The 24,749-nt window shown below is 71.1% G+C and carries 24 protein-coding genes; 9 read left to right on the top strand and 15 right to left on the bottom strand.

Features of this window, described 5'->3' with window-relative positions; genetic code table 11:
* Positions 1 to 36: 36 nt before the first annotated feature.
* The 4 genes from VF202_08085 to VF202_08070 all read left to right on the top strand — a co-directional run bounded on the left by VF202_08085 (position 37) and on the right by VF202_08070 (position 4,747).
* Positions 37 to 1,302 (top strand): amidohydrolase family protein, encoded by a 1,266-nt coding sequence (locus VF202_08085; protein HEX7040053.1) that lies wholly within the window; start codon positions 37 to 39, stop codon positions 1,300 to 1,302.
* 16 nt (positions 1,303 to 1,318) lie between these two features.
* Positions 1,319 to 2,905 (top strand): peptide-binding protein, encoded by a 1,587-nt coding sequence (locus VF202_08080; protein ID HEX7040052.1) that lies wholly within the window; start codon positions 1,319 to 1,321, stop codon positions 2,903 to 2,905.
* Positions 2,906 to 2,979: 74 nt separating this feature from the next.
* On the top strand, positions 2,980 to 3,927 hold the full coding sequence (locus VF202_08075; GenBank protein HEX7040051.1) for an ABC transporter permease: 948 nt from the start codon (positions 2,980 to 2,982) through the stop codon (positions 3,925 to 3,927).
* A gap of 4 nt (positions 3,928 to 3,931) precedes the next feature.
* On the top strand, positions 3,932 to 4,747 hold the full coding sequence (locus VF202_08070) for an ABC transporter permease (GenBank protein ID HEX7040050.1): 816 nt from the start codon (positions 3,932 to 3,934) through the stop codon (positions 4,745 to 4,747).
* Positions 4,748 to 5,054: 307 nt separating this feature from the next.
* Here the strand turns inward: VF202_08070 and VF202_08065 are convergent, their stop codons facing one another.
* The 4 genes from VF202_08065 to VF202_08050 are packed head-to-tail and all read right to left on the bottom strand — an operon-like array spanning position 5,055 to position 9,199.
* Positions 5,055 to 6,011, bottom strand: coding sequence for an ABC transporter substrate-binding protein (locus VF202_08065; GenBank protein HEX7040049.1), 957 nt, complete (start codon positions 6,009 to 6,011; stop codon positions 5,055 to 5,057).
* 16 nt (positions 6,012 to 6,027) lie between these two features.
* Entirely contained in the window at positions 6,028 to 6,900 is an 873-nt protein-coding gene (locus VF202_08060; GenBank protein ID HEX7040048.1) for an ABC transporter ATP-binding protein, read from the bottom strand.
* Entirely contained in the window at positions 6,897 to 7,778 is an 882-nt protein-coding gene (locus tag VF202_08055; GenBank protein HEX7040047.1) for an ABC transporter permease, read from the bottom strand. Before VF202_08055 ends, VF202_08060 begins: the two co-directional genes overlap by 4 nt.
* Positions 7,779 to 7,783: 5 nt before the next feature.
* Positions 7,784 to 9,199, bottom strand: coding sequence for a dihydroorotase family protein (locus VF202_08050; protein ID HEX7040046.1), 1,416 nt, complete (start codon positions 9,197 to 9,199; stop codon positions 7,784 to 7,786).
* A 101-nt stretch (positions 9,200 to 9,300) separates the two neighbouring features.
* Here VF202_08050 and VF202_08045 point away from each other — a divergent pair, with 101 nt between their 5' ends.
* Positions 9,301 to 10,173: a LysR family transcriptional regulator gene (locus VF202_08045; GenBank protein HEX7040045.1), complete on the top strand. Its 873-nt coding sequence runs from the start codon at positions 9,301 to 9,303 to the stop codon at positions 10,171 to 10,173.
* A gap of 48 nt (positions 10,174 to 10,221) precedes the next feature.
* On the opposite strand, the gene VF202_08040 is transcribed toward VF202_08045, so the two are convergent.
* The 7 genes from VF202_08040 to VF202_08010 form a co-directional block, all read right to left on the bottom strand.
* Positions 10,222 to 11,379: a Xaa-Pro peptidase family protein gene (locus tag VF202_08040; GenBank protein ID HEX7040044.1), complete on the bottom strand. Its 1,158-nt coding sequence runs from the start codon at positions 11,377 to 11,379 to the stop codon at positions 10,222 to 10,224.
* A 92-nt stretch (positions 11,380 to 11,471) separates the two neighbouring features.
* Positions 11,472 to 13,019, bottom strand: coding sequence for an ABC transporter substrate-binding protein (locus tag VF202_08035; GenBank protein HEX7040043.1), 1,548 nt, complete (start codon positions 13,017 to 13,019; stop codon positions 11,472 to 11,474).
* An 81-nt stretch (positions 13,020 to 13,100) separates the two neighbouring features.
* Complete coding sequence (locus tag VF202_08030) at positions 13,101 to 13,955, bottom strand: ABC transporter permease (GenBank protein ID HEX7040042.1); 855 nt, start codon at positions 13,953 to 13,955, stop codon at positions 13,101 to 13,103.
* Complete coding sequence (locus VF202_08025) at positions 13,952 to 14,872, bottom strand: ABC transporter permease (protein HEX7040041.1); 921 nt, start codon at positions 14,870 to 14,872, stop codon at positions 13,952 to 13,954. The genes VF202_08030 and VF202_08025 overlap by 4 nt, the downstream gene beginning before the upstream one ends.
* Before the next feature lie 104 nt (positions 14,873 to 14,976).
* The gene (locus VF202_08020) at positions 14,977 to 15,999 is read right to left on the bottom strand and encodes a membrane dipeptidase (GenBank protein ID HEX7040040.1); all 1,023 of its coding nucleotides are present in this window, start codon (positions 15,997 to 15,999) and stop codon (positions 14,977 to 14,979) included.
* 5 nt (positions 16,000 to 16,004) lie between these two features.
* Positions 16,005 to 16,907 carry a fumarylacetoacetate hydrolase family protein gene (locus VF202_08015; protein HEX7040039.1) on the bottom strand — a complete coding sequence of 301 codons (903 nt, stop codon included), beginning with the start codon at positions 16,905 to 16,907 and terminating at the stop codon, positions 16,005 to 16,007.
* Positions 16,904 to 17,596 (bottom strand): GntR family transcriptional regulator, encoded by a 693-nt coding sequence (locus tag VF202_08010; GenBank protein HEX7040038.1) that lies wholly within the window; start codon positions 17,594 to 17,596, stop codon positions 16,904 to 16,906. The genes VF202_08015 and VF202_08010 overlap by 4 nt, the downstream gene beginning before the upstream one ends.
* A gap of 395 nt (positions 17,597 to 17,991) precedes the next feature.
* On the opposite strand from VF202_08010, the gene VF202_08005 reads away from it, so the two are divergent.
* A complete protein-coding gene (locus VF202_08005) occupies positions 17,992 to 18,783 on the top strand; it encodes an aldolase/citrate lyase family protein (protein HEX7040037.1) in 792 nt (263 codons plus the stop codon).
* 93 nt (positions 18,784 to 18,876) lie between these two features.
* Here the strand turns inward: VF202_08005 and VF202_08000 are convergent, their stop codons facing one another.
* A complete protein-coding gene (locus VF202_08000) occupies positions 18,877 to 19,269 on the bottom strand; it encodes a nuclear transport factor 2 family protein (GenBank protein HEX7040036.1) in 393 nt (130 codons plus the stop codon).
* 122 nt (positions 19,270 to 19,391) lie between these two features.
* Between VF202_08000 and VF202_07995 the strand changes: the two genes are divergently transcribed.
* Together VF202_07995 and VF202_07990 are read left to right on the top strand one after the other, a co-directional pair.
* Positions 19,392 to 20,882 carry an alpha-amylase gene (locus VF202_07995; GenBank protein HEX7040035.1) on the top strand — a complete coding sequence of 497 codons (1,491 nt, stop codon included), beginning with the start codon at positions 19,392 to 19,394 and terminating at the stop codon, positions 20,880 to 20,882.
* A gap of 229 nt (positions 20,883 to 21,111) precedes the next feature.
* A complete protein-coding gene (locus tag VF202_07990; GenBank protein HEX7040034.1) occupies positions 21,112 to 21,915 on the top strand; it encodes an SIMPL domain-containing protein in 804 nt (267 codons plus the stop codon).
* Here VF202_07990 and VF202_07985 read toward each other — a convergent pair.
* The 3 genes from VF202_07985 to VF202_07975 all read right to left on the bottom strand — a co-directional run bounded on the left by VF202_07985 (position 21,908) and on the right by VF202_07975 (position 24,000).
* Positions 21,908 to 22,657 (bottom strand): DUF899 family protein, encoded by a 750-nt coding sequence (locus VF202_07985; protein HEX7040033.1) that lies wholly within the window; start codon positions 22,655 to 22,657, stop codon positions 21,908 to 21,910. The two genes, VF202_07990 and VF202_07985, sit on opposite strands and share 8 nt — an antisense overlap.
* A 423-nt stretch (positions 22,658 to 23,080) precedes the next feature.
* Positions 23,081 to 23,578 (bottom strand): SRPBCC domain-containing protein, encoded by a 498-nt coding sequence (locus VF202_07980; protein ID HEX7040032.1) that lies wholly within the window; start codon positions 23,576 to 23,578, stop codon positions 23,081 to 23,083.
* 20 nt (positions 23,579 to 23,598) lie between these two features.
* Positions 23,599 to 24,000: a metalloregulator ArsR/SmtB family transcription factor gene (locus tag VF202_07975; GenBank protein HEX7040031.1), complete on the bottom strand. Its 402-nt coding sequence runs from the start codon at positions 23,998 to 24,000 to the stop codon at positions 23,599 to 23,601.
* Positions 24,001 to 24,123: 123 nt separating this feature from the next.
* Here VF202_07975 and VF202_07970 point away from each other — a divergent pair, with 123 nt between their 5' ends.
* Complete coding sequence (locus VF202_07970; GenBank protein ID HEX7040030.1) at positions 24,124 to 24,654, top strand: GNAT family N-acetyltransferase; 531 nt, start codon at positions 24,124 to 24,126, stop codon at positions 24,652 to 24,654.
* Positions 24,655 to 24,749: the final 95 nt, after the last annotated feature.

Here is a 24,749-nt window from a genome sequence, read left to right as displayed (position 1 = left end):
CCGCGGAGCCAGCCCAAAGGTAGAGGAGCCCGCCCCATGAACGAGACGGTCTTCCTCGCCGACCGCGTCATCGACGGGGTCTCCCCCGAGCCCGCCGAGGGGGTCGCCGTGGTGGTGCGGGGCGACGAGGTCGCCGAGGTCCTGCCCGCGGACCGGCTCCACGGCCGACGCCTCAGGGAGGCGACCGTGGTCGACGGGTCAGGAGCGACGCTGCTGCCCGGCCTCATCGACTGCCACGTGCACCTGGTCTTCGACAGGTACACGACCATGCAGGCGATCGACACGGGCTCCCTCGAGTCCGCCACGCTCGTGGCGGCGAGGAACGCCGCCCTCCTCCTCGAGCACGGGTACACGACCGTCCGCGACGTCGGCTCGCGCGGCTCGGCGAGCCTGGCCGTGTCCAGGGCCGTCCGCGAGGGGCTGCTCGAGGGACCGCGCGTGCTCGCCGGCGCCGAGCTCATCACGACGACGGCCGGCACCGCCGACTCCTACCAGCCGTGGATCACGAACGCGGCGGGCGTGGGCGTCGTCGTGGACGGCGTCGACGAGGTGAGGCGGGAGGTGCGGCGCCAGGCGAAGCTCGGGGCGACCCACGTGAAGCTCGGCCTGAGCGGCAGCGAGCCCAGCGTCTTCTCCTACACCTGGATGACGACGATGTCAGAGGAGGAGGTGGGCGCCGCCATAGCCGAGGCGCACCGCCTCGGCCTGCGCGTGGCCTGCCACTCGGAGGCCGAGGAGTCGTCGCTGTTCGCCGCGCGGCACGGCGCCGACACGATCGAGCACGGCACCCGCCTCACCGAGGAGGCGGCCGCGGCGATGCTGGCCGCCGGCAGCGTGCTGGTGCCGACGCTCTGCACCCTCCACAGCGTGCTGAGGCTGGGAGACGAGCTCCGACTGGGCGACAAGCAGCGCCTGGAGATGGAGGCGAACGAGGAACCGTGGCTGGACAGCGTGCGGTTGGCGCACGAGATGAAGGTCCCCATCGCAGCGGGAGGTGACGTGGGCAACCGATACAGGCAAGGCCAGAACGCCAAGGAGATCGGGTTCCTCAGGGACGCGGGGCTGAGCGCCATGGAGGCGCTGCAGGCGGCGACCTCCGTGGCGGCCAAGGCCCTAGGCCTGGAGGGCGAGGTCGGGCGGATAGCGCCGGGCCACCGGGCCGACCTCGTCCTCGTCCGCGGGAACCCGCTCGAGGACCTCTCCCTGCTCGAGGACGCCTCGCGGTTCGCGGCCGTCATGCGCGCGGGCCGCTGGAGCCCAGCGACTCGCGCCCGCCTCCGCGAGCGGACGCTCGCAGCGTGAAGGAAGGGACGAAGCGATGACCAGAAGCCACGAGACACGCCCCCGTGCCCAGCGAGCGGGATGGCGGGGCGGCCTGCTCGCCGCCCTGCTCCTCGCGCTCCTCGGGACCGCGGCGGCCCAGCCGGGCACCGTCCTGCGCCTCGCCATCCCCGCCGACCCGCTCATGAACCCCATCCTCGGCACCGACGCCGCGGCCGTGCCCATCAACAGGTTCTTCTTCAACGCCCTCACGCGGCCCGACCCCGAGACGTTCGAGCCGCGGCCCGACCTGGCGACGAGCTGGGAGGTGAGCGAGGACGGGCTGACGTGGACGTTCGAGCTCGTCGACAACGCGACCTGGCACGACGGCGAGCCGTTCACGGCCGAGGACGTCAAGTTCACCTACGACACGATCCTCGACCCGAACAACAACTCGCCCAGGCGCTCCGCCATCGCGGTCATCGAGAGCGTCGAGGTCGTCGACGACTACACGGTCAGGTTCCACCTCTCGAGCCCCCTCGGCTCGTTCCCGACGATCGCCTCCTACAACGTCGGCATCGTGCCGAGGCACGTGCTCGAGGGCCAGAACATCGCCGAGGCCACCGAGTTCAACACGCGCCACCCCATCTCGACAGGGCCGTATGAGATCGCCAGCGTCACTCCCGGCAGCCAGTACGAGTTCGTCGCTAACCCCGACTACTTCAAGGGCGCCCCGCCCATCGAGCGCGTGATCTTCAAGGTCCTGCCCGACGTGAACACGCAGGTCGCGCAGCTCCTCAGCGGCGAGCTCGACTACGCCGTCGTGCAGCCGACGAACCTGCCGGCGCTGCAGCGCTCGAACCGCGTGAAGATCCAGAGCGTGCCCTACCTGGGCTTCGAGCACATCTCGTTCAACTACGAGCACCCGCTGTTCTCCGACCCGCGGGTACGCCTGGCGATGATCTACGGCCTCGACCGCGAGGCGATCATCCAGAGCGTGATGGGCGGCGAGGCCGTCATCGGCGTGGGGCCGATCCCGCCGGTGTTCCCGTGGGCGTTCGACGACGAGCTCGAGCCCGTCCCGTACGACCCCGACCGCGCCAGGGAGCTGCTCGCGGAGGCCGGCTGGACGCCGGGTCCTGACGGCGTCCTCCAGAAGGACGGGGAGCGGTTCGCCTTCGAGATCGGCGTCGACCAGGGCAACCCGACGCGCGAGCGCACGACGCTCATCGCGCAGCAGGCCTACCAGGCGCTGGGCATGGACGTGGGCGTGCGGGTGGACGAGTGGCCCGTCTACGTGCAGAAGCTGCTCGGCGGCGAGTGGGTCGCGCACGCGGGCTTCTGGGTGCTGCCTCCCGACCCCGACCTCACGAACTACTACGCGCCCGGACAGGCGTTCAACACGGTCCACTACGACAACCCTCGCGTGACCGAGCTCCTCGAGGCGGGGCGCGCCACCTCCGACCAGGCCGAGAGGGCCGAGATCTACAAGGAGCTCCAGCAGGTGATGTACGAGGACCCGCCCGGCGTCGTCCTCTTCTACCCGCAGGACATCCAGGCGATGAACGCGCGGCTCACGACGACCCCCCTGCCGTTCCGCGAGGCGCTGCAGTGGGTCGAGCAGTGGCGGTACGAGGGCCAGTAGCTGAGGAGGGTCCAGCGGGTGGGGCGGAGGGCTAACCCCGACCGCCCCACCCGCGGCGTCCGGCGCTGTAGGGCATGGTCAGGTTCTTAATCCAACGGATCGTCGGCACGGTCGTGGTCCTGCTGCTCGTGTCGATCGGCACGTTCGTGCTGCTCCACACGGCGCCCGGCGGACCGACCGTGATGATCAACCCCAACCTCTCGCCAGAGGACGTCGAGAGGATCCGGGCGAACCTGGGCCTCGACCAGCCGCTGCCGGTGCAGTACGGTCGCTGGCTCACGACCCTGCTGCGGGGCGACCTGGGCACCAGCCTGCAGTTCGGGGCGTCGGTGCGGAGCCTGATCGGCGGGCGCCTGCCCAACACCGTCTACCTGGGCCTCGTCGCCTTCGTCGTGAGCGCGATCTTCGGCATCCTCCTGGGGGTGGTCAGCGCCCTCAGGCCGCGCTCGGCCCTCGACAACGTGATCACGGCCGTCGCCTTCGCGGGCTTCTCGCTGCCGCCCTTCTGGCTCGGCCTCACGCTGATCCTCCTGTTCTCCGTCACGCTCGGCGTGCTGCCCTCGTCGGGGATCAGGCCGTCCGACGGCAGCACCGGCTTCCTGGCCGTGGCGAAGCACTTCGTGATGCCCGTCATCGTGCTCGGGCTGCTGAACCTGGCCGAGATAACCCGCTACACGCGCAGCTCGATGATCGAGGCGCTGCGGGCGGACTTCGTGCGCACGGCGCGGGCCAAGGGCCTGCCCGCCGCGCGCGTCGTCTTCGTCCACGCGCTGCGCAACAGCCTGCTGCCGGTGCTGACGATCCTCGGCATCGTGCTCACCAGGCTCCTCGGCGGCACCGTCGTGACCGAGACCGTCTTCGGCTGGCCGGGCATAGGCCAGCTGGCGATCCAGGCGGCGAGCACGCGCGACTACCCGCTGATGATGGGCCTCACCCTCGTCGTCGCCTTCCTCGTCATCGTCCTGAACCTCGTCGTCGACCTCCTCTACGCCGTCGCCGACCCGCGCGTCAGGAGGACGTGAGGCCGTGGCGGCGTTCGCCAGGTTCCGTCGTCTGTGGATGGGGCCCCTCAGCGTGGCGGTCCTCGTGCTCATCGTCCTGTTCTCGTTCGCCGGCCCCCTCGTCGTGCCCCACGACCCGAACGCGATCGACGTGATCGACGCCTTCGCCCTGCCGTCGCGGGAGCACCCCCTCGGCACCGACGAGCTCGGCCGCGACGTCCTGGCCAGGCTGATGGTCGGCGGACGCATCACCCTGCAGGTGGGGTTCGTCGCCATGCTGGTGGCGCTCGTGATCGGCACGGCCGTCGGGCTGCTCAGCGGGTTCTTCGGCGGCTGGCTCGAGTACCTGATGATGCGCGTGACCGACATGTTCATGGCGGTGCCGGCGTTCTTCGTGATGCTGGCGATCCTGACGTTCTTCCCGCCCAGCCTGGTGACCCTGGTCGTGGCCATTGGCATCACGAGCTGGATGAACGTGGCGCGCGTCGTGCGCTCCGAGGTCCTGCGCATCACGAGGCTGGAGTACCTGGAGAGCGGCAGGGCGCTGGGCGCCGGGACCTCGCGGCTGATCCTGCGGCACGTCCTGCCCAACGCCGCCCCCACGGTGATCGTGGCCGCCACGCTCGGCGTGGCCTGGGCGATCCTCGTCGCCACCTCGCTGAGCTACCTCGGCATCGGCGTGCAGCCGCCCACGGCGAGCTGGGGCAACATGCTCACGAGCAGCCAGAACTACTTCTGGATCTCGCCCCTGCTGGTCCTGTGGCCGGGTCTCCTGATCGTCGTCACGATCCTGGCCGTCTACTTCCTCGGCGAGGCCCTCAAGGAGGCGCTGCAGCCCTGAGGCGTGCCGGCTCGCCAGGGGTCTGGGGCCCGGGGTCCGGCATGGGCCCTTGCTCCGCCGGTTCGCTAGGGACCCCAGCGCTGTCGACCCCTCGGGCGCGCTTGGAGAACACCGATTGCCCTAGCTTCCCTTCAGGCGCCTATGCTGGTTCAGGTCGGTCGAGGCAGGAGGCTCCTGGCGGCCGCGCGTCGACGACTCGCGTGCCCCCGACCCGGAGGCCCCCGACTCCGTAGGCACCGACCACGCGTCCCGCCCACCGACCAAGGCCGATGGGCGGGACGGAGAGCCGAGAGGACTGGACCGTCGGCTACTCCAGGTAGCTCGGGTCGTAGTACTTGCTCAGCTCGAACGGCGGCATCTCGCCGCCGTGCACGGCCTGCGAGATGACGAGGATGTTGCGCAGGCTGTCCTCGGGGACGGAGAGGTCGGGGCTTATCGCCTGCTGCTCGAGGACTATGAACTCGTACGCCTCCTGGACGATGTCCTCCTCGATGCCCGTGTACTCGCTGAGGATGCGCACGGCATCGTCGCGGTTCTCGGGCTCGTAGATCCACGCGGCCGCGTCGGCGAAGGCCCTGGTGACGCCCCTGGCGGCCTCGGGGTTCGCCTGCGCCCAATCGCGGTTCAGGATCAGGGGCGTCTCCAGCCAGTAGTCGGTGTAGACATCGAGCAGGTTGAAGCCCTCGCGCAGCGCCTGTATGTCGAACGGGGCGATGAGCAGACCGCCCTCGAGCTGGCCGTTCTGGAAGCCCACGAGACGGTCGCGGGAGTTCGGGATGCCCACGACCTGCACCTGGTCCGGCTGCACGCCGGCGTTCATCAGCATGTAGAGCAGCAGGTCCGAGGTGCCGCCGGTGACCGCGCCGCCGGTGACGCGCTTACCGGCCAGGTCCGCCGCCGTCTCGGTCGTGCCGATCAGCCTCAGGATGGGCTTGGCGAGGATCGCACCGGATATCACGAGCGGCGCGCCCTCGTCGATCGCCCGCATGACGTTGTCACCCAGCGCCACGCCGGCGTTCGCGCTGCCGCTGGCCACGGCCTGGGCGAGGGCGGCGCTGCTCTGCGCCTGCACCGTCGTCACCGACACGCCGTTCGCGGCGTAGAAGTCCTGGTCGACGGCGATGGCGTGGAGCCACAGCAGCGCGCTGGGCGCCAGGGTGGCGAGGGTGACCTCCTCGAGCTCGCCGTCTTGGGCTGCCGCCGGGGAACCCAAGACCAGCAGGACCGCTGCCACCGCTAGGAGAGACCTCTTCACGTGCTTCACGCTTGCCCCTTCCCTTCTAGGCCCGGTTCGTGGTCGCCGTCGGCCGAGCGCCGATGGGCGTCACTCCCATGCCTTGACGTACCTCCTGCTCGATCAGTCGCCAGATGTGGTCGACCAGCTCGAGGAACGCGGGTGTGCGCTTGACGCCCAGCTCGCGTGGCCGAGGGAGGTCGACCTCGACGACCTCGCGGACCGTGCCGGGGCGAGCGCTGAGGACGACCACCCGGTCGGACAGGTAGACGGCCTCGTCGATCTGGTGCGTGACGAACAGCACGGTCTTCCGCTGACCGCCCCAGATGCGCAGCAGCTCCGCCTGCATGATCTCGCGCGTCTGGGCGTCGAGCGCCGCGAAGGGCTCGTCTAGCAGGAGGATCTTCGGGTCCATCGCCAAGGCGCGCGCGACGTTGGCCCGCTGCCGCATGCCGCCCGAGACCTGGTGCGGGTAGTACGCCTCGAAGCCCGTCAGGCCGGTGAGGTCGATAAGCGCCTGCACGCGCGCGCGCACCTCGGCCTTCGGCCGGCCGGCGAGGTCCAGCCCGTACCCGACGTTGCCGGCGATCGTCCGCCAGGGCAGCAGGTTGTCCTGCTGGAAGACGAACGCGCGGTCGGGGCCGGGCCCGGTCACGGCCCTGCCGTCCACCTCTACCGTCCCCTGGCTGGGCGCCAGGAGCCCGTCGACGATGCGCAGGAGCGTGGACTTGCCGCTGCCACTGGCGCCCACGATGCCCACGAAGGCGCCGTGCTCCACCTCGAGGTTCACGTCCTCCAGGGCCGTGACGGTGCCGCCGCCGGGCGCCCTGAACACGCGTCCCAGGCCGCTCAGTCGCAGGGCGGGGGCCTGAGAGGCCTGCACGCCCGGGGCGGAGGAGGGCAGCGAGGGCTCGCTCACTCGCGCACCTCCCGCCACGGCGCCAGCCGGGCCTCCCACGCCCGCAGGGCGATGCTGCTGACCATCCCGAGTATCGCGAGCAGCACCACGTACCCCAGCAGGCGCGCCGTGGCGTACGTCTGGCTGGCCGAGAGGATCACGTAGCCGAAGCCGGCGAAGGCGCCGAAGAACTCGGCCACGACGACGCCGACGAGGGTGCGCGTGAAGGCCACGCGCATGCCGCCGATGATGAAGGGGATCGCGAACGGCAGCGACACCGTCCGGAACACCTGCCAGCGCGTGGCGTTGAACGACCGCGCGGCCTCGATGAGACCTGCGTCGGTCGAGCGGAGGCCCACCTCGGTGTTGATGACGATGGGGAACACGGCCACCAGCAGGATGATCGCGACCTTCGACTCGACGCCGAAGCCCAGCCAGGCCACGAACAGGGGGGCGAGCGCGACGATGGGCACCGAGTACGCGGCGGTCAAGAGGGGGTCGAGGACCTGCTGGACGACGCGGCTCGACGCGATGACGAGCCCCAGCGCCATGCCGATGACGACGGCCATGGGGAACGCGATCGCGATCTCCAGCAGCGTGACGCGAGCGTGGACCCATAGCTGGCCGGTCGTCACCTCCTGCACCAGCGCCGTGAGGACCTCGCTGAACGGCACGAGGATGAGCCTGTTGGTGACGAAGTAGCGCGCCACCACCTCCCAGACCGCGGCCGCCAGACCGAACGAGAGCACGAGGCGGAACGCCTTGGCAGACCACGAGGTGCCGCCGAACCAGTCGGCGAGCGAGGGCCTGTGCGGCGCGGTGGCCGCCTCTAGGCCGGGTCCTCTGCCTGGGTCTGCTTGCTTCGTCGCGGCCTCGCTCCGTTCGGGTTGGGCGGCCATCAGGCTCATACGGCTTGCCCCAACAGACCCTTCTCGTAGCTGGGCGTGTAGGCGACGGCCTGGGCGCCGTACCCTGGCTCCCCCGTCACCTCGCCGTCGAGGAAGACCGTCCTCCCGCGCAGCAAGGTGCGCCGCGGGACGCCCTTCACCCTCACGCCGGCGTACGGGGTCCAACCGTTCCGGCTGAGGACCTCCGCGTCGCTGATCTCGGACTCGGCCTCGAGGTCTGCCAGCACCAGGTCCGCGTCGGCCCCCACTTCGATGCGCCCCTTGTCCCGCAGCCTGAACAGCCGGGCCGGCCGCGTGGAGGTGGCGTCCACCACCCTCTCGTACGAGATCAGGCCCTTGTCGGCGGCATCGAGGAGGAGGCTCAGGTAGTGCTGCGTCGACGGCGTACCGGTGTGTGCCTTCCAGCCGTCCGTCCAGCCGACCTCCTTCTCCTCGCGGGTGTGCGGAGCGTGGTCGGTGGCGACGATGTCGATGGTCCCGTCGTTGAGCCCCTTCCACAGCGCCGGCGTGTTCTTCTCCGGGACGTAGTAGGAGAGGGCGTAGGAACCGAGGCGCTCGATGTTGGCCCAGTCGTTGCCCAGGAACAGCGCCCAGGGGTTGATCTCGGCGCTGACCCGCTGGCCCCTGCCCTTCGCCTCGCGCAGCAGCTCGACGCTGCCCTCGGTCTGGATGTGAAGCAGGTGCAGGTGGACTCCCGTGGCCCGTTGCAGCCGCAGCAGCAGCGCGATAGCGCTCTCCCAGATCAGCCCGTCGTGCGAGGCGTAGGCCTTGGCGTAGGCGAGGGCGTCCCTCTCACCGCGCGCCCAGAACCCCTCCTCGATGTGGCTCATCAGGGATTGGTCGTGGGGGTGCACCATCAGCGGGATATCCGCCGCCGCGCACGCCTCCATGATCGCCATGATCTTCCCGTGCTCGTGGACGCCGATCCCGGGCATGTGCGGGTAGTCGCGGCCGGTGTCCACGACCATGAAGATCTTCATCGCGGGCACGCCCGTGGCGGCCATGCGCGGGATCTGCTGCAGGTCCGTGCCCGCGGGGTTCACGTTCCAGTCCACGACCGCCTTCTGCCTGTAGAGCGCGAACATGGACTCGAGGCGCTCCAGCGTGGTGGGCGGCGGGTACACGTTCGGCATCGCGACCGTCGTGGTAACCCCTCCGGCCGCGCAGGCGCGGGTCGCCGACTCGATGTCCTCCTTGTGGGTGAACCCCGGTTCGCGGTGGTGGCTGTGCGTGTCCACGACCCCGGGTAGGACGGCGAGGCCGGTCGCGTCGATGACCTCGGCAGCGTCGGGCTCGCTGCCTGGCTGGTAGATGCCGGCGATCTTGCCGCCCCTGATACCGACGGACGCCGCGAAGCGCGACGTCGACGTGATGATGTGGCCGCCCTTGACGACCGTGTCCACAGCGCTCACCGATCGACTCTCCTAACCCTGTTCGCGTTGCGAGAACGATAGGACAGCTTGCGATGCTTGTCCAATATCACTATGGCATCCTGTGATATCGTTCTCGCATCATGAACCTGTCGGGCCTGCGGGCGTTCGTCGCGGTGGTGGACCACGGCGGGTTCAACGCCGCCGCCGACGCCCTCTCCGTCGCGCAGCCGTCCCTCACTCGGAAGGTCCAGCAGCTGGAGGCGGAGCTGGGGGTACGGCTCCTCGACCGTGGTCCGTGGGGGATCAGACCCACCAGCGCGGGCCGGACGCTTGTGGCGGGCGCGAAACGCATACTCGAGACGGTCGCCGAGGTCGAGGCCAGCGTGAGCGGACGGTGGACGGAGACCGTTCGGCTAGGCGCGGCCGCCACGGCCGCGGGCAGCTTCCTCGCCCGGCGCCTGTCGAGCTGGCTGCGCGCGCATCCCACGGCGCGGTTGGCGATGATCGAGGCCGGCGCTAGCCAGATGCGCTTCGTGCTCGAGAAGGGCGAGTGCGACCTCGGCATCGTCGCGGGACCCGTCCCTCCCCACTTCGACCACCGCTACGTCACCACGGTCACCGTGCAGGCTCTGCTGCCCCTGGGCCATCGGCTGGCGGACTCGGAACCGGGCGCGCCGCTCGACGTCACGGAGCTCCACCGCGAAGTCGTCGTGACGAACAGCGACGACTTCCTCTCGAACCAGCTTCTGAGGTCGGCCTGCCAGCTCGCCCGGGTGGAGCCCGACGTCGTCTACCAGTGCAGCGTGGGACAGACGTTGGCGGCCCTGGCCGAGAGCGGCCTGGGGATCGCGATCATGGGGGACTCGGTGGACCTGCGCGGCTACGACCTGCCGCGCCGACCCCTCCGCGGACACGACGGCAACCTGCTGAGCTTCACGCTGCACGTCGCGTGGCCCAGGCGCGCCGCCCTGTCCCCCGTCGCCATGTCGCTGGTCGAGACCCTGTGCGGCTAGTCGTCACGACCGACGGGCGAGGCACCCTCCCGCCGCATGTCGGCGAGGTCAGGCGGCGCCGGACGGCTCGCGCGCCAGCACCTCATGCCCGTCGGCTGTGATCGCCACCTCGTACTCGAACCTGGCGCCGTAGGAGCCGCGCTTGAGGATCCCCGGCTCCAGGCAGATCACGTCGCCCTCGACGAGGACCTCGTTCGAGGTCTGCATGACCAGCGGCGCCTCGACGGTCTCGAGGCCGATGCCGTGGCCGGTGAAGCGCGCGCGGTGCTCGAGGTGCCCGGCGCGCTCCAGCACGGCGTCGGCGGCGGCCACCACGTCCCTGACCGGCACGCCGGGTCCGCATGCGGCGATCGCGGCCTCGGTCGCTTCGCGCGCTACCCGCATCAGGTCGTGCAGCTCCCGCGTGCCCTCGCCGACGACCTGCGCGCGCAGGATGTCGAACTGGTAGCCGTTGACGGCGCCGATGTGGTCGATGCAGACGGTGTCGCCCTCGACCAGCACGCGGTCGGTGGCCGGCGGCCAGCGGTGCGGCCAGCCGGCGTACGGGCCGGAAAGGACCCTCATGTAGCGGACGAAGTCGGCGCCCGCGGCGATCGACGCGGCGATGCCCGCCGCCGCCACCTCCGACTCGGTACGCCCCGGCGCGATGGCCGCCAGCGCCGCAGCCATGCCGACCTCGGCGACCTCGGCGGCCCGGCGCAGCGCCTCCAGCTCGGCGGGGCTCTTCCTCCGCCTGGCCTCGCGGAGCACCGCGTCGGCGGGGACGAGCTCCACGCCGAGGCCGTCCGTCGCCTCCGCGACGAGCGCGTACGGCGCCACCTGCAGCCCGACGAACGCCAGCCGCTGGCCGGCCAGCCCTAGCCTCTGCAGGGTCCTGCGCAGCGCGGCGGGCACGTTCGAGGTCGCTACGACCTCGTCGGCGGCGATCCGCTCCGCCCGGTAGGCGACCGTGTCGACGATCAGGTGCGTGCCGCCGCTCACCGGCAGCACCACGGCCCCGTAGCCGAGGCCCCTGTGCTCGCCCTCGAAGTTCGAGGTCGGGAACGGCGGCTGGTGGCCGCTGAGGTAGAGGAGGTCGCCGGGGCGGTCGTAGAAGGGCCCTCCCACGACCACCAGGGCCCGGGCGCCGAGCGCGGACGCGCGCTCGCGGGCGTGCTCCTGCCGGCGCCTCAGCTCCTCGCGCGAGATGACTACGGGTGGGTTCACGCTGGCTCCTGTCGGTGTGAGCGTCGGGCAAGGCGGCGAAGGAACGTCGTTCCCGGCGCCACGAGGGCGGCCGGGAACGACCTAGCGGTGGCCTAGTAGTGCGCCAGCCAGAAGTACGGCATCTCGGTGCCGGGCAGCACCTTGATGTCCTGCAGCGCGGCGTCGTGGGCGAAGAAGATCGAGGCGCGGTAGGTGAACAGCCAGGGGGCTTCCTCCCAGACGATGCGCTGGATCTCCTCGTAGGCCTGCCGGCGGGCGTCGAGGTCGAACTCGGAGCCGCCCTCCTCGATGAGCCTGTCCACATCGGGGTTCGTATAGCCGCCCGGGTTCCAGAGCTGCCCGGCGTTGCTCGAGTGCAGCAGGCGGCGGAAGGCGTTGTCGGGGTCGCCGGTGGAGCCGCCCCAGCCGAGGAAGAACATGTCGAACTGACCGCGCTCGACGGTCTCGACGTAGGTCGGCCAGTCCTCGATGGCCTGCAGGTCGACGTCGAAGCCGGCGTCGCGCAGGTAGCCGGCGACGGCCTGGCTCACCTCGACGTCCGACGGGTACCGGGAGGTGGGCGAGAGCAGCGTGATCCTGGCGCCCACGGCGCCCGCCTCCTCGAGGAGCTGGCGCGCCCGCTCGGGGTCGTACTCGTAGAAGCCCACGGGTATCGACCACTGCACGGCCTCCACCAGCGAGCGCGAGGGCGTGCCGGCGCCGAACAGCACGCGGTCGATGATCGTCTGCTTGTCGACCGCGTAGTTGGCGGCCTGGCGGACGCGCGGGTCGCTGAAGGGCCCCTCGGTGACCTTCATCGGGTAGATCATGCTGCGGCCCACGACCTGGCCGATCGTCAGGTTCGGGTTCGCGGACAGGCGCTCGACGTCGGTCGGCAGGATGCGCAGGGCCACGTCGGCCTCGCCCGTGTCGATCGCCAGCGCGCGGCTGGTGTCGTCGGTGACGAACCTGAAGTCGATCGTCTCGAAGTACGGCTGTTCGCCGTAGTAGTCCTCGTTGCGGACCAGCGTGATGTGGTCGCCCGTCACCCACTCCTGGAACACGTACGGGCCCGAGCCGACGGGGTGCTGGCCCCAGTCGTCGCCGAGCTCCTGGTAGGACGTCGGGCTGATGATGGCGGCGTCGGGGTGGGCGAGGTTGTTGCGCAGCGCCGGGAAGAGGCCGTCGGTGACGAAGGTGATCGTGTGGTCGTCCACCACCCGCACCTCGGCGATCGGCTCGAACAGCGCGTACTGGCCGCAGCCCTCTGACCGCATGCGCTCGATCGTGAAGGCGACCGCCTCGGCGTTCACGGGCGTGCCGTCGTGGAACGTCACGCCCTCCCTGAGCTCGAACGTCCACTCGGTGCCGTCGTCGCTTATCGACTCTCCGACCACCAGGTCCGGCTCGGGCTCCATGCTCTCGTTGAACGTGAAGAGCCGGCTGAAGACGTGGTACTTGACCATGCTCTGGTCGCCGCTGACGGTCTCGCAGGTGTCGATGTCGGGGAACTCCGCGGGCACGAGGACGTCGAGCGTGGTGTCCTGCGACTGGGCCAGCGCCGTGCCGAACGGCAGCGCCAGCAGGAGCAGCGCGGCGCTCATGCCGGCGACGAACGCCGCTCCTCTGAACCTCGACCTTGTTGCCTCTGACTTGGACATCTGTTCCTCCCGGGGGGTAGAGGGAACGCCTTGACTGCTGCGACGTCTAGAGACCTGCCTGCACCTCCTTCGCGAGCGGGTTCAGCGGGCTGAGAACGGGTCGGCGCGGTCCCGCACGTAGTCGCCGACGAGGTTCAGGGCGAACATCACGAGCATCAGCGCCAGGCCGGGGATCACGATCAGCAGCGGCGCGCGCAGCATGTAGGGGCGGGCGGCGTTCATCATCGCGCCCCACTCGGGCAGCTCCGGCGAGATGCCGACGCCGAGGAACGTGAGCGTGGCGCCGATGAGGATGGCCGTGGCCATCTGCAGCGTGGCGATCACCATGAGCGCGCTGGCCAGGTTCGGGAAGACGTGGCGCCCCAGCACCCTAGCGGCACGGGACCCCAGCGCCCTCGCTCCCTGGACGTACTCGCGCTCCCTGAGCGCCAGCGTCTCCGCCCGCGCCACCCGGGCGAAGATCGGGAACGACCTGAGGCCGACGGCCAGCACCAGGCTGGAGAGGCCCGGGCCGAGGATCGCCACGATCACCAGGGCGAGGATGATGCCGGGGAAGGCGAGGAAAACGTCGATGACCCGCGTGACGACCTGGTCCAGCCAGCCGCGCTGGTAGCCGGCGAGCATGCCGAGGGGCACGCCCGTGAGCGCGCCCACGGCGATGGCGCCGAGGCCGATCACCAGCGAGTAGCGGCTGCCCGCGACGATCCGCGAGAGCATGTCGCGGCCGAGCTGGTCGGTGCCGAGGGGGTGGGCCCGCGAGGGGCCCTCGAGCGACTCGATGAGGCTCTGCGCGTAGGGGTCGGGCAGCCCGAAGAGGTGCCCGAACAGGGCCGTGACGACGAAGGCGACGAGGATGACGATGCTGACGGTGACGCCGAAGGGCGGCAGGCGGCGTCGCCGGCGGGTGCTCGCGGCGGCGGCCGGGACCGTGGTCATCGCAGGGCGATCCTCGGGTCGAGAGCGGCGTAGACGAGGTCGACGGCCAGGTTCACCAGGGCGAAGATCAGGGCGTAGACGAGCACCAGGCCCTGGATCACCGGGAAGTCACGGAACTGGATCGCGTTGACGAGGAGCCTGCCCGTGCCCGGCCAGGAGAAGATGATCTCGATGACGATGACGCCGGAGAGCAGGCGCCCGAACTCGAGCCCCGCGACGGTGATCGGGCTCATCAGCGCGTTGCGCAGCGCGTGCTTGAGGACCACGCGCGAGCCGGCCGTGCCCTTGGCGCGGGCCGTGCGCACGTAGTCCTGCGACAGCACCTCCAGCAGGCTCGCCCGGGTGAGCCGGCTGATGAACGCCACGCTGGTCAGGGAGACCGTCGCGGCCGGGAGCACGAGGTGCTCGAGGCCGCCGCGGCCCGAGATCGGGAACAGGCGCCAGTAGTAGGCGAAGGCCAGGATGAACAAGAGCCCCGTCCAGAACGTCGGAGACGACACGCCGAACAGCGAGACGAAGCGCGCGAGGGCGTCGACGGTCCCGCCCGGCCGCAGCGCGGCCAGCACGCCGAGCCCGACGCCGACGACGAGGCTGAGCAGCATGGCGGCGCCGGCGAGCTCGAGGGTCGCCGGCAGGCGCCGGCCGATCTCGGACCAGACCGGCTGCCTCGACCGTATCGACGTGCCGAGGTCGCCCGTCACCAGGCCCCTGAGGTACACGCCGTACTGGGCCAGGAGGGGCTCGTTGAGGCCCAGCGACTCCCGGATCTGGGCCATCAGCTCCGGCGTCGAGTCGGGCCCGGCGATGGCGGTCACCGGGTCGCCCGGTATCAGCCTGACCATCGCGAAGACGATGAACGAAACGATCAGCAGCGTCGGCAGGAGGTTCGCGAGGCGGCGGAGGGAGTAGATCAGCACGGCGCACCCCGGTTCCCCACCCCATCAGGGTGGGTACGGAACCGCTCGTGGACTGGCCGCCGCGACACCCGGTCTCCACCTGCCCTCTCTTCGCTCGTGCAGCGCTAGGCAGCCGCCACGGCTTCGCCCTCCGGCAGGACCTCGCGCAGCACGCGCAGGAGGTTCTCGCCGAGGATGTTCGCGATCGCCGTCTCCCCGAAGCCGCGCCCGCGGAGCGCCTCCTCGAGAAGAGGCAGCGACGCCGCGTCCGGGATGGGGTACGGCACTGCCAGGTCGACCTTGATGCCCTCGTACTTGCGCTGCCTGCGGTGCTCCTCGGCGACGGGTCCGTAGGAGAAGTCGGGGCCGATGCCGACGTGCTCGTCGCCCACCAGCCCGACCATGTGCTCGATGTGGTCCACGACCGTCGCCACGGTCGGCGTCCCGGCTGCGAGGAAGGCCGGCATGAAGGCGACGCCGACGACGCCGCCCGTCTGCGCCACCAGCTTTATCTGGTCGTCGGTGAGGTTCCTGGGGTGGTCGTGCAGGGCCTTGGCGTTGCTGTGCGTCGCCACCACGGTGCCGCCGTAGACGTCGATGGCCTGGTAGAAGCCCGCGGGCGCCAGGTGGGAGAGGTCGAGCACCATGCCGAGCCGGCGCATCTCCCGCACGACCTCACGGCCGAAGGTCGAGAGGCCGCCGGCGCTCTCGCCCTCGCCGACGCCGTCGGCCAGCTCGTTGCGGCCGTTCCAGGTGAGCAGCAGGCACCGCACCCCGAGGCGGAAGAACTGCCGCAGCACGGCGACGCTGCCCTCGAGCGGGCGGCCGCCCTCGAGCACGAGCAGGAAGCCGATCCGGTCTGGCGGCAGCGCCGCCACGTCCTCCCTCGTGCGCAGCACCGTGACCTCGGGCGTGGCCTCGATGGCCCCGAGCGCCACGTCCATCGAGGTGAGCGTGCCCCGCAGCGGCAGGTCGGAGCCGCTGGCGTGGCTGCGCGAGTCGCCGCCGACCGCGAAGAAGACGCCGCGCACGTTGCCCGCGCGCAGGCCAGGCAGGATGGACCGCGCCAGAGGCGCCTCCTCCCCGCTGCGCACGCGGTGGAGCAGCTCGTAGACGTCCCAGTGCCCCAGCACGGTCGGCGTGCCCACGACCCCTACCCTCTGACGTGCCGCAGGACGAACTCGTTCCTTATGGTCCCGATGCCCTCGATCTCGCACTCGACCACGTCGCCGTCCTCGAGGAAGACCGGGGGCTTCTGGATGATGCCGATGCCCAGGGAGGTGCCGGTGGTGATGAGGTCTCCCGGCTCCAGCGTGATGCGCGCCGAGATGTACTCGATGACCTGGGCGACGGTGTGCACCATGTCGCTGGAGTGGAAGTCCTGCTTCTGGACGCCGTTCACGCGGCACCTGATCCGCATGCCCTGCGGGTCGACGGAGTCGTCGGCGACCAAGATGGCCGGGCCGATGGGCGCGAACGTGTCGACGCCCTTGAGGGCGAGCACCACGCTGCCGCTCTCCGGCGGACGCGGGATGATCTTGGCCGTCACGTCGTCCATGACCGTGTAGCCGCCCACGTAGTCGAGGGCCTCGTGCTCCTCGACCTGGGAGCAGCGCCGGCCGATCACGACGGCCAGCTCGGCCTCGAAGTCCACCTTGTCGATGACCTTGGGGACGACCACGGGGTCGAACGGCCCGGTGATGGAGGTCGGCATCTTCACGAAGAGCTCGGGCTCGGGGCCCGGCGTGACGCCCTCGTTCTCGCACAGGGCGCGGTAGTTGTAGCCGAGCCCGATGACCTTGCTCGGCCGCCGGATCGGGGCCTCGAGGCGCACCTCGCTCAGAGGCGTCCGGCGGCCGGCGCCGTCCCGCGCCGCCTCGCCGAGGCGCCTGAGCGTCTCGCGGGGTAGCTGGATGAGGCGCTCCATGCTGGCCGCGTGCGCCGGGTCCTCGCCGACGCGCGCCAGCAGGCTGGCCGCGTCGACCACGTGCTCGTTCTCCAGCACCCCCACCGACGTCAGACCCGCGGCGTGGGAGCGGTAGTTGACCAGCCTCATGACGGCTCCTTCCCCGCGCCCTCCGTGCGCCGACGGGCGCGCTCGTGGGCGGCGATGGCGTTGTCGCGTACGCGCCTGATGTGCTTGTCCAGCTCCTCGTGCGCCTTGGCGAGGTCGTCCGCCAGCACGGCGTGGGCGATGGCCTCGTGCTCGGCGATGACGGCGTCGAGGTCCGGCGCGTTGAACAGGTCGAGCCGCGCCACCGTGAGCACGTTGGCCAGCCGCCCGGAGAACTCGCTCAGCCACCTGTTCCGGGAGGAGTCGACGAGGAAGCCGTGGAACCGCCTGTCGACCTCGAACAGGAAGCTCGCCGGCCGGCCCCTGGCCTCCTCGGTCCTCAGCGCGAGCTCGAGGAGGCGCTCCTTGTCGGCGCGGGACATGAGCGGGAAGGCCTCCTCGAGCGCGAGGTGCTCGATCGCGGCCCTCACGGAGAACGCCTGCCTGATCTGCCGCTCGGCGATCTCGATGACGCGCACGCCCCTGCGGTCGGCGTACTCGACCAGGCCGTCGCCGTGCAGCAGGCGCATCGCCTCCCTCACGGGCGTCGGGCTGACCCCGTAGCGCTCGGCTATGGAGAGCTCGTTGAGGCGGTCCCCCGGCTTGAGCCGACCCGTGAGGATCTCGTCCCGCAGGCGCAGGGCGACGCGGGAAGCGAGGGTCTCGCGGCTGATGGTGGGGCTCTCCGACATCTATGGCCGCCTCTCGAGGTGGTCGTCCGCGAGCCCGGTTCCCGGTCGCTCGAGGCAGGCCCGCAGCGGTGGGCTCGCACCCCACGTGCGCCGTCGCCGGTCCAGCGCCTGCGGTCGCAGGTCCTACACCCCGGGCCTCGGGTCTGAGGTCAGGAGGTTTCTATAGAATGTAGATTATTGAGGCCGGCGACGGCTGTCAACCGCGCGGTCGGGTCGAGGGGCGCGTGCCGTGAAGCCTTCGCGCGCAGCGGGAGGGCCCCCTGAGCGGTCCTCGTCGGGGCCGGCGGGAACCTCTCCTCCGCAAGGCGCCGCGCCCTCCAGCGGTATAAGTGCGTGAGGCCGCGGGCGGCACGGCTACGTGGGGAGACCGCGCCCGGGCCGGCGGGAGCCCGGACATGTTCGACGCGATAGCCGAGCTCAGGGAGCGCTGGAGCCGGGGCGAGACGACGACCAACTGCTGGCTGACCATCCCGCAGCCGTTCGTCGCCGAGATCGCCGGCCGTAGCGGGTTCGACTCGCTGTGCATCGACATGCAGCACGGCCTCGTCGACTTCGACGCCCTGCCCGGCATGCTGCAGGCCACCACGGCCGCGGGAAGGCCGACCCTGGTCCGCGTACCTTGGAACGAGCCGAGCATCATCATGCGGGTCCTCGACATGGGCGCCGCCGGCGTCATCGTGCCGCTCGTCGAGTCGGCCGAGGAGGCGAGGCGCGCCGTGGCGGCCTGCCTCTACCCGCCGCGCGGGAACCGCAGCTTCGGTCCCGCGCGGGCGGCCGTAGTCGTACCTGACTACTTCCGGCGGGCCCAGGAGGGCCTCCTCGTCTTCGCGATGATCGAGACGAGGAAGGGGCTGGAGAACCTCGACGACATCCTGGACACGCCCGGCCTGAGCGGCGCCTACATCGGGCCCGCCGACCTCAGCCTCTCGCTGGGGTTCCCTCCCGAGACCGACAGCGTCAGGACCGCGCACCAGGACGCCGTCAAGAGGGTCGTCGCGGCGTGCCACGAGCGGGGCCTCGTGATCGGGCTGCACACCAACGGCCCCGAGTTCGCCGCCGTGGCGGCCGGCTGGGGCGTCGACCTCGTGACCATCGCCAGCGACTCGAAGGTACTGGCGAGCGCGCTGGCCGTCCGGGTGGAGGAGTTCGGCAGGTTCAGGGAGCGGAGCGCGGCGCGGGAGGCTTAGGGCCAGGTCTCCGAGCGGGCGCAGGGCGGGCCCCAGCGGTCCGCGCCGGTCGGGCCCGGAGCCCGGCTCGCGGCTCCCGCCCTCAGCGCCCACCTAGCTGTCGCGCTCCTCGCCGACGCTAGGCGGCGTCGGCCCGTCGAACGCCGCCAGCAGCGCGATCCGCTCGTCCTCCGCGAGGACGACGACGTCCATGCCGCTCGCCACCGTCTGTCCGTCGGCGGCGAAGGCCCACGTCCAGCTCAGGACGTTCCCCACCCTCTCCATGACGCTGGTGTGACGAACGGTGGTCCCGGCCAGGCGACCCCGCGAGGCCGCGATGTGCTCGCTGATGGCCTCGTGGCCCACCACGGGGCGGCCGAGCCACGGCGACACGAAGACACCGTCGGGGGCGAAGGCGCGAGCGACGTGCTCGGCGATGCGCTCAGGCGGGTCCGTCCAGGCCACCTCGTACGCGGCGACGGCCGGGTGCGCGCAGCAGTATCTCACGCTCGGGGCTTATCCTCCGCCGGTTCGGTGGCCGCGGACCATGGTGCGGCGCCCGAGCGGGGCGACCGACGAGCCTCGGCCGGCCCGGCCCCGCCGGCGGGCTGCCGCACAGAGGTGACAGCGTGAACGACGTCAACGGCGTGATGCTGCAGTTCTTCCACTGGTTCCTGCCCGCCGACGGGACCCTGTGGCGCCGGCTCGAGGAGCGCGCGGAGGAGCTCGCGGACGCCGGCTTCACGGCCGTATGGCTGCCGCCCGCCTGCAAGGGCGCGGGCGGCGCGAGCGACGTCGGCTACGCGGTCTACGACCTCTTCGACCTGGGGGAGTTCGACCAGAAGGGCTCGGTGCGCACGAAGTACGGCACCAAGGACGAGTACCTGAGGGCGATAAGGGCCGCGCAGACCGCCGGCGTCCAGGTGTACTCGGACGTCGTCCTCAACCACCGCCTCGGCGGCGACGAGCCGGAGGAGTTCTCGGCCACGCCGATGGACCCGCGGGACCGCACCAAGCCCATCGGCGAGCCGCGGCGGATCCGCGCCTGGACCCACTTCCGCTTCCCGGGCCGCGGCGGCGAGTACTCGACCCTCGAGTGGCACTGGTGGCACTTCAACGCCGTCGACCGCGACGAGAACGACCCCGAGCTCGAGGCCGTCTACCTGTTCGAGGGCAAGAGCTTCCAGCACGACGTCGACCTCGACTTCGGGAACTACGACTACCTGCTCGGCTGCAACGTCGACATCCAGAGCGAGGACGCGCGCGCCGAGCTCCTGCACTGGGGCAGGTGGTACGTCGAGACCACCGGCGTCGACGGGTTCCGCTTCGACGCCGCCAAGCACGTGCGGCCCGGCTTCTTCCTCGAGTGGCTCGAGCACGTGAGGGCCGTCCGCGACCGGGACCTGTTCGCCGTCGGGGAGTACTGGACCTACGACAGGGATGCACTGCGACGCTTCCGCGACAGGACCGACGGGCGGGTCGCGCTCTTCGACACGATCCTGCACGACAACCTCGTGTCGGCCAGCCAGGACCCCGAGGGCTTCGACCTCCGCACCCTCTTCGACGGCACGCTGGTGCAGGAAGACCCCACCGGCGCCGTCACGCTCGTCACGAACCACGACACCCAGCCGCTGCAGACGAACGAAGCCGTCGTGGAGCCCTGGTTCGTGCCGCTGGCGTACGCGCTGGTCCTGCTGCGCGAGGGCGGCTACCCCGTCGTGTTCCTGGCCGACTACGACGGCGCCGAGTACGAAGGCGAGGGGCGCGACGGCCAGCCCCACCACGTGGTCATGCCGAGCCACCGCTGGCTCATCGACAGGTTCCTGCGGGTGCGGCGCGAGCGCGCCTACGGGGAGCAGCGCGACTACTTCGAGGAGCCGCGCTGCATCGGCTGGGTACGGACGGGCGACGAGCAGCACCCCGGCGGCGCGGCCGTGGTGCTGAGCAGCGGCGAGCCTGGAGCGCGCCGCATGCAGACGGCGAGCCCGCGGACCGAGTTCGTCGACGTCACGGGCCACGTGGAGGGCACCGTCACGACGGACGACGACGGCTGGGCCGAGTTCCGGTGCGCCAGCGGCTCCGTGTCCGTGTGGGTGCCCGCGTTCGCGTGGGACGGCTAGGGGATCGAGGCGCCGCGGCACGCCGGGGACCGGTGGAAGGTCGAGGCGCCGCGGTACGCCGGGGGCAGCTCGGGGCATAGGCGTCGCGGAACGCCGGCGCCAGCTCAGGGCATAGGCGCCGCGGTACGCCGGGGACGGCCGAGGCCGATCGCCCTCCACGGGCCCGGCCCCTTCACCGACCCTTGATCCTCCCGCGCGGCCCCAGCCCGGCGGACCTAAGCTGGGCCTCATGCAGCACACCCCACGCAGGTCTCCGGGCACCCTCGCTCGCGGGCGTAGCTCCCTCGGCGCCGTGGACGCCGGCATCGTCGCGGCGGCGTTCCTGCTCGCGGCCGGACTGGCCGTCGCCGCCTACATCGCGGTGCGCGGCGTCGAGCACGTGAAGGGGTACGAGTCCTCGAGGCTCGAGGTAACCGGCTCCGCCGACCGCGCCGTCGTCTCCGACCAGGTCAAGTGGGTCGGGTCGTTCTCCCGGCGCGTGGACGCCTCGTCCCTCGGGGAAGGCTACCGGCAGATGGCCGCCGACCTCGACGTGGTCCTCGACGTGCTGGCGGACGCCGGCTTCGCCCGCGAGGACCTCAGCATCCAGCCCGTGTCGGTCTCCGCGGTCTACCGCGAGTGCTACAACGCCGACGCCGCCTGCGTGCGCGAGGTCGTGGGCTACGAGCTGTACCAGTGGTTCACGCTGACGTCCGACCAGGTGCAGGTGGTGACCGACCTCGCCCAGGACGCGCAGCCGTTCGTCGACGCGGGGCTCACGTACCAGACGACCTCGCTCGAGTACTACTACTCGGGCCTCACCGACCTCAGGCCCGAGCTCCTGGCCGAGGCCATCCGCGACGCGCAGCGCCGCGCCGAGGCGATCGCCCAGGCCACGGGCGCCAGGGTGGGTCCTCTGCGCTCCGCAGACAGCGGCGTCTTCCAGGTGACCCAGCTCAACTCGACGGAGGTCGCCTCCTACGGCATGTACGACACCAGCACCATCGAGAAGCGCGTGACCGCCGTGGTGCACGCCAGCTTCGAGCTCAGGTAGTCGACCCTCCCAGGTCGTCGTCGCGCCCGGCGCGGACGCGCGACCACTGCGCGGTGGGGCGGCCGTTCTGGCGGAACGCCGAGCCGTCGCGCGAGCTCCAGCGCTGCGGCCAGCCCTCGGGCGAGTCCTCCCACAGCTCCTGCCGACCGTAGACGGTCAGGTCGAGCAGGCCGTACGACGGCGACATGACCTCGTTACCGCGACCCGTGGTCCAGTACGTCTCGAACACCCTGTCGCCGACGCGCAGGTAGCAGACGAGGATGCCGAAGTGCCGGCCGGCGATGAGGCGCTCGACGGACTCCTCCGGCACCGAGTACCAGGGCTGCACCCAGCCCATGAAGTCGTGGTAGCGCTTGCTCACCTCGTAGGGACCCTGGCAGAAGGTCGCGTAGGTCACGTCGCGCGAGTGCAGGTAGGAGAGCTCCTGCACGTGGGTGGTCGAGAACGTGCAGCCCTCGCACTGCTCCGCCGCTGGCCTGCCCGCGTGCCACATGTGGAAGTAGGCGATGAGCTGCGAGCGCCCCTCGAAGACGTCGATCAGCGGCACCGGGCCGTTCGCGCCGACGAGCGGCGTCCGCGCGTCGACCTCGACCATCGGTAGCCGCCGCCGCTCGGCCGCCAGCGCGTCGCCGGCGCGGGTGTGGGCCTTCTCCTTCACGCGGAGCTCGTCGATCCGCGCCTGCCAGGTCGCCCTGTCGGCCACCTCGGGGACCGGGGCGTCGAGGTAAGGGGTCCTGTCCACCGGGAGACCCTAAACCGCTCGCGCCCAAGGAGCAACCCCGGGGACGGGCATCTGATGAGTACCCCGCGGCGCGCGCCTGTTGGAGCGATCGACGGATCGGAGGGTCAGCGGCTCGGGCCGCCGATCGACTGCGACGAGGCGCGCGCCGACACCCAGCTGTTCGTAGACGACCACGACTACGACGTCATGGAGGACGCGTACGGCGAGGCGATGGAGGAGCTCGAGACGTTCGAGGGCGTCGGCACCGACGGCCAGCAGGGCGACGCGGCCGTGCTCGCGGACCTGAGCGCCGGGGGCATGACGCCGCACCTGACCGAGGCGAGCCACACCTTCGACGAGTTCCTCGCCAGGCACGACCTCGAGCTCTGCCGACCGGCGGGGTCGGACTCGGGGAGCGCTGGGCTCTCTCAGCGCGACCTGGGACTACCCCTTCCCCTGCAGCCTCGCGAGCAGCGCGTCGAGGGCCTCGTGGCTCTGCGCCATCCCGGCCTCCATGCCGGCCTGCATCATGCCCTCGAGGTCCTGCTCGTCGAACGTCCGCGAGGTGATGACCACCCTGGTGGCGCGCCCGCCGTCGACGTCGCTGAGCTCCGTCGTGTCCACCGACACGTGACCGGGAGCGCCGTCCCACTCGAACGTCTGCGAGATCAGGGTCTTGGGCTCGATCTCGCGGAAGCGCCCCTCGAACCCCGCGCTCCCGCCTTCCCAGTGCTCGACGACGCGCCAGTGGCCGCCCTTCACGAACTCGAAGCGCTCGACGACCAGCCTGTGGCCGCGGCCCCACCACTGCGCGAGGAGCTCGGGCTCGGAGTACGCGCGCCAGACGAGGTCGCGCGGGGCGTCGAACACGCGCTCGACGCGGATCGTGCGTCCGTCGACGCGGCTCAGCGTGTGCTTGTAGGTGGCTGCCTTCGTGCTCATGGCTCCTCCTTGGTTCGGGCCTACTTCGCGAGGCGGTCCCGTCGCTCTGGGCGGCCCTGTTCCTCTCGGCGGCCCTCCTCCTCGGGGCCTTCCTCGGCCTTGAGACGCTCGAGCAGCTTGCCGAGGTGGTCTAGGCGCTCCTCGAGGACCCGTTGGTAGTTGGCTATCCAGGCCGCCTCCCGCTCGAGGCGGCGTGGTCCGATGGTGCAGACCCGCGCCCTGCCCTCCTTCCGCGTGGTCACGAGCCCGGCCGACTCCAGCACCGCCACGTGCTTCTTGGTGCCCGTGAGCGAGATGCCCGCCTGCGCGGCGAGCTGCCCGATCGTCGCGTCACCCTGCCCGAGCCTCTCGAGGAAGCCGATGCGCGTGGGGTCGGCCAGGGCGGCGAACGTCTCGTGGACCGGAGGCTGATACTGAACCATCTGGTTCAGTATGGGCTCCCGAGGCCCGTTCGTCAAGCAGACCGGGAACCGCCGCGGCGTGGCGGCGCCGAGTCGCGCCTCCCGCGCACCAGAGCGCCGCGACCGTGCGACACTCGACCGGCCATGCCCCACGACCAGCACGCCCCCGACGAGGTCTTCAGGACCGCGAGGCTGCGCGCCCGCCGCTGGCGCGAGTCCGACCTGGAGCCGCTGCTTCGCGTCTACGGCGACGCCGACGCGATGCGGTGGGTCGGCGACGGCTCGCCGCTGACACCGAGCGAGGCCGCGCGCTGGCTCGAGGTGACCGCGGACAACTACGCCCGGCGCGGGTACGGGATGTTCGCCCTCGAGGCGCTAGCCGGCGGTGAGGTGGTGGGTTTCATCGGCATCGTGCACCCGGGCGGCCAGGCGGAGCCGGAGGTGAAGTACGCCTTCGCCCGCGAGCACTGGGGGCAGGGCCTCGCGACCGAGGCCGTGCGCGGCGTCGTCGCGTACGCCCGCTCGGCGCACGGCATGACGCGGCTGATCGCCACCACGGCCCCGCAGAACGCCGCCTCGCACCGCGTGCTGGAGAAGTCCGGGTTCGTGCGCGGCGAGCTGCGCGAGAACGAGGACGGCAGCCATACCCAGTCGTTCGAGTGGCGGGCGGGCTGAGGGGGCCGGGCCCGACCGGCCGCGCTTCGCCGCATCGTGGTTCCGCTTACAATGACGCGCCGCTCGCAGCAGGACCTCGCGATCGGCGGGAGGCC

The organism is Trueperaceae bacterium, assembly GCA_036381035.1.
Lineage (GTDB): Bacteria > Deinococcota > Deinococci > Deinococcales > Trueperaceae > DASRWD01.
The sequence above is the reverse complement of the archived record's forward strand: the minus strand, read 5'-3'. Positions and strand labels throughout refer to the sequence as shown.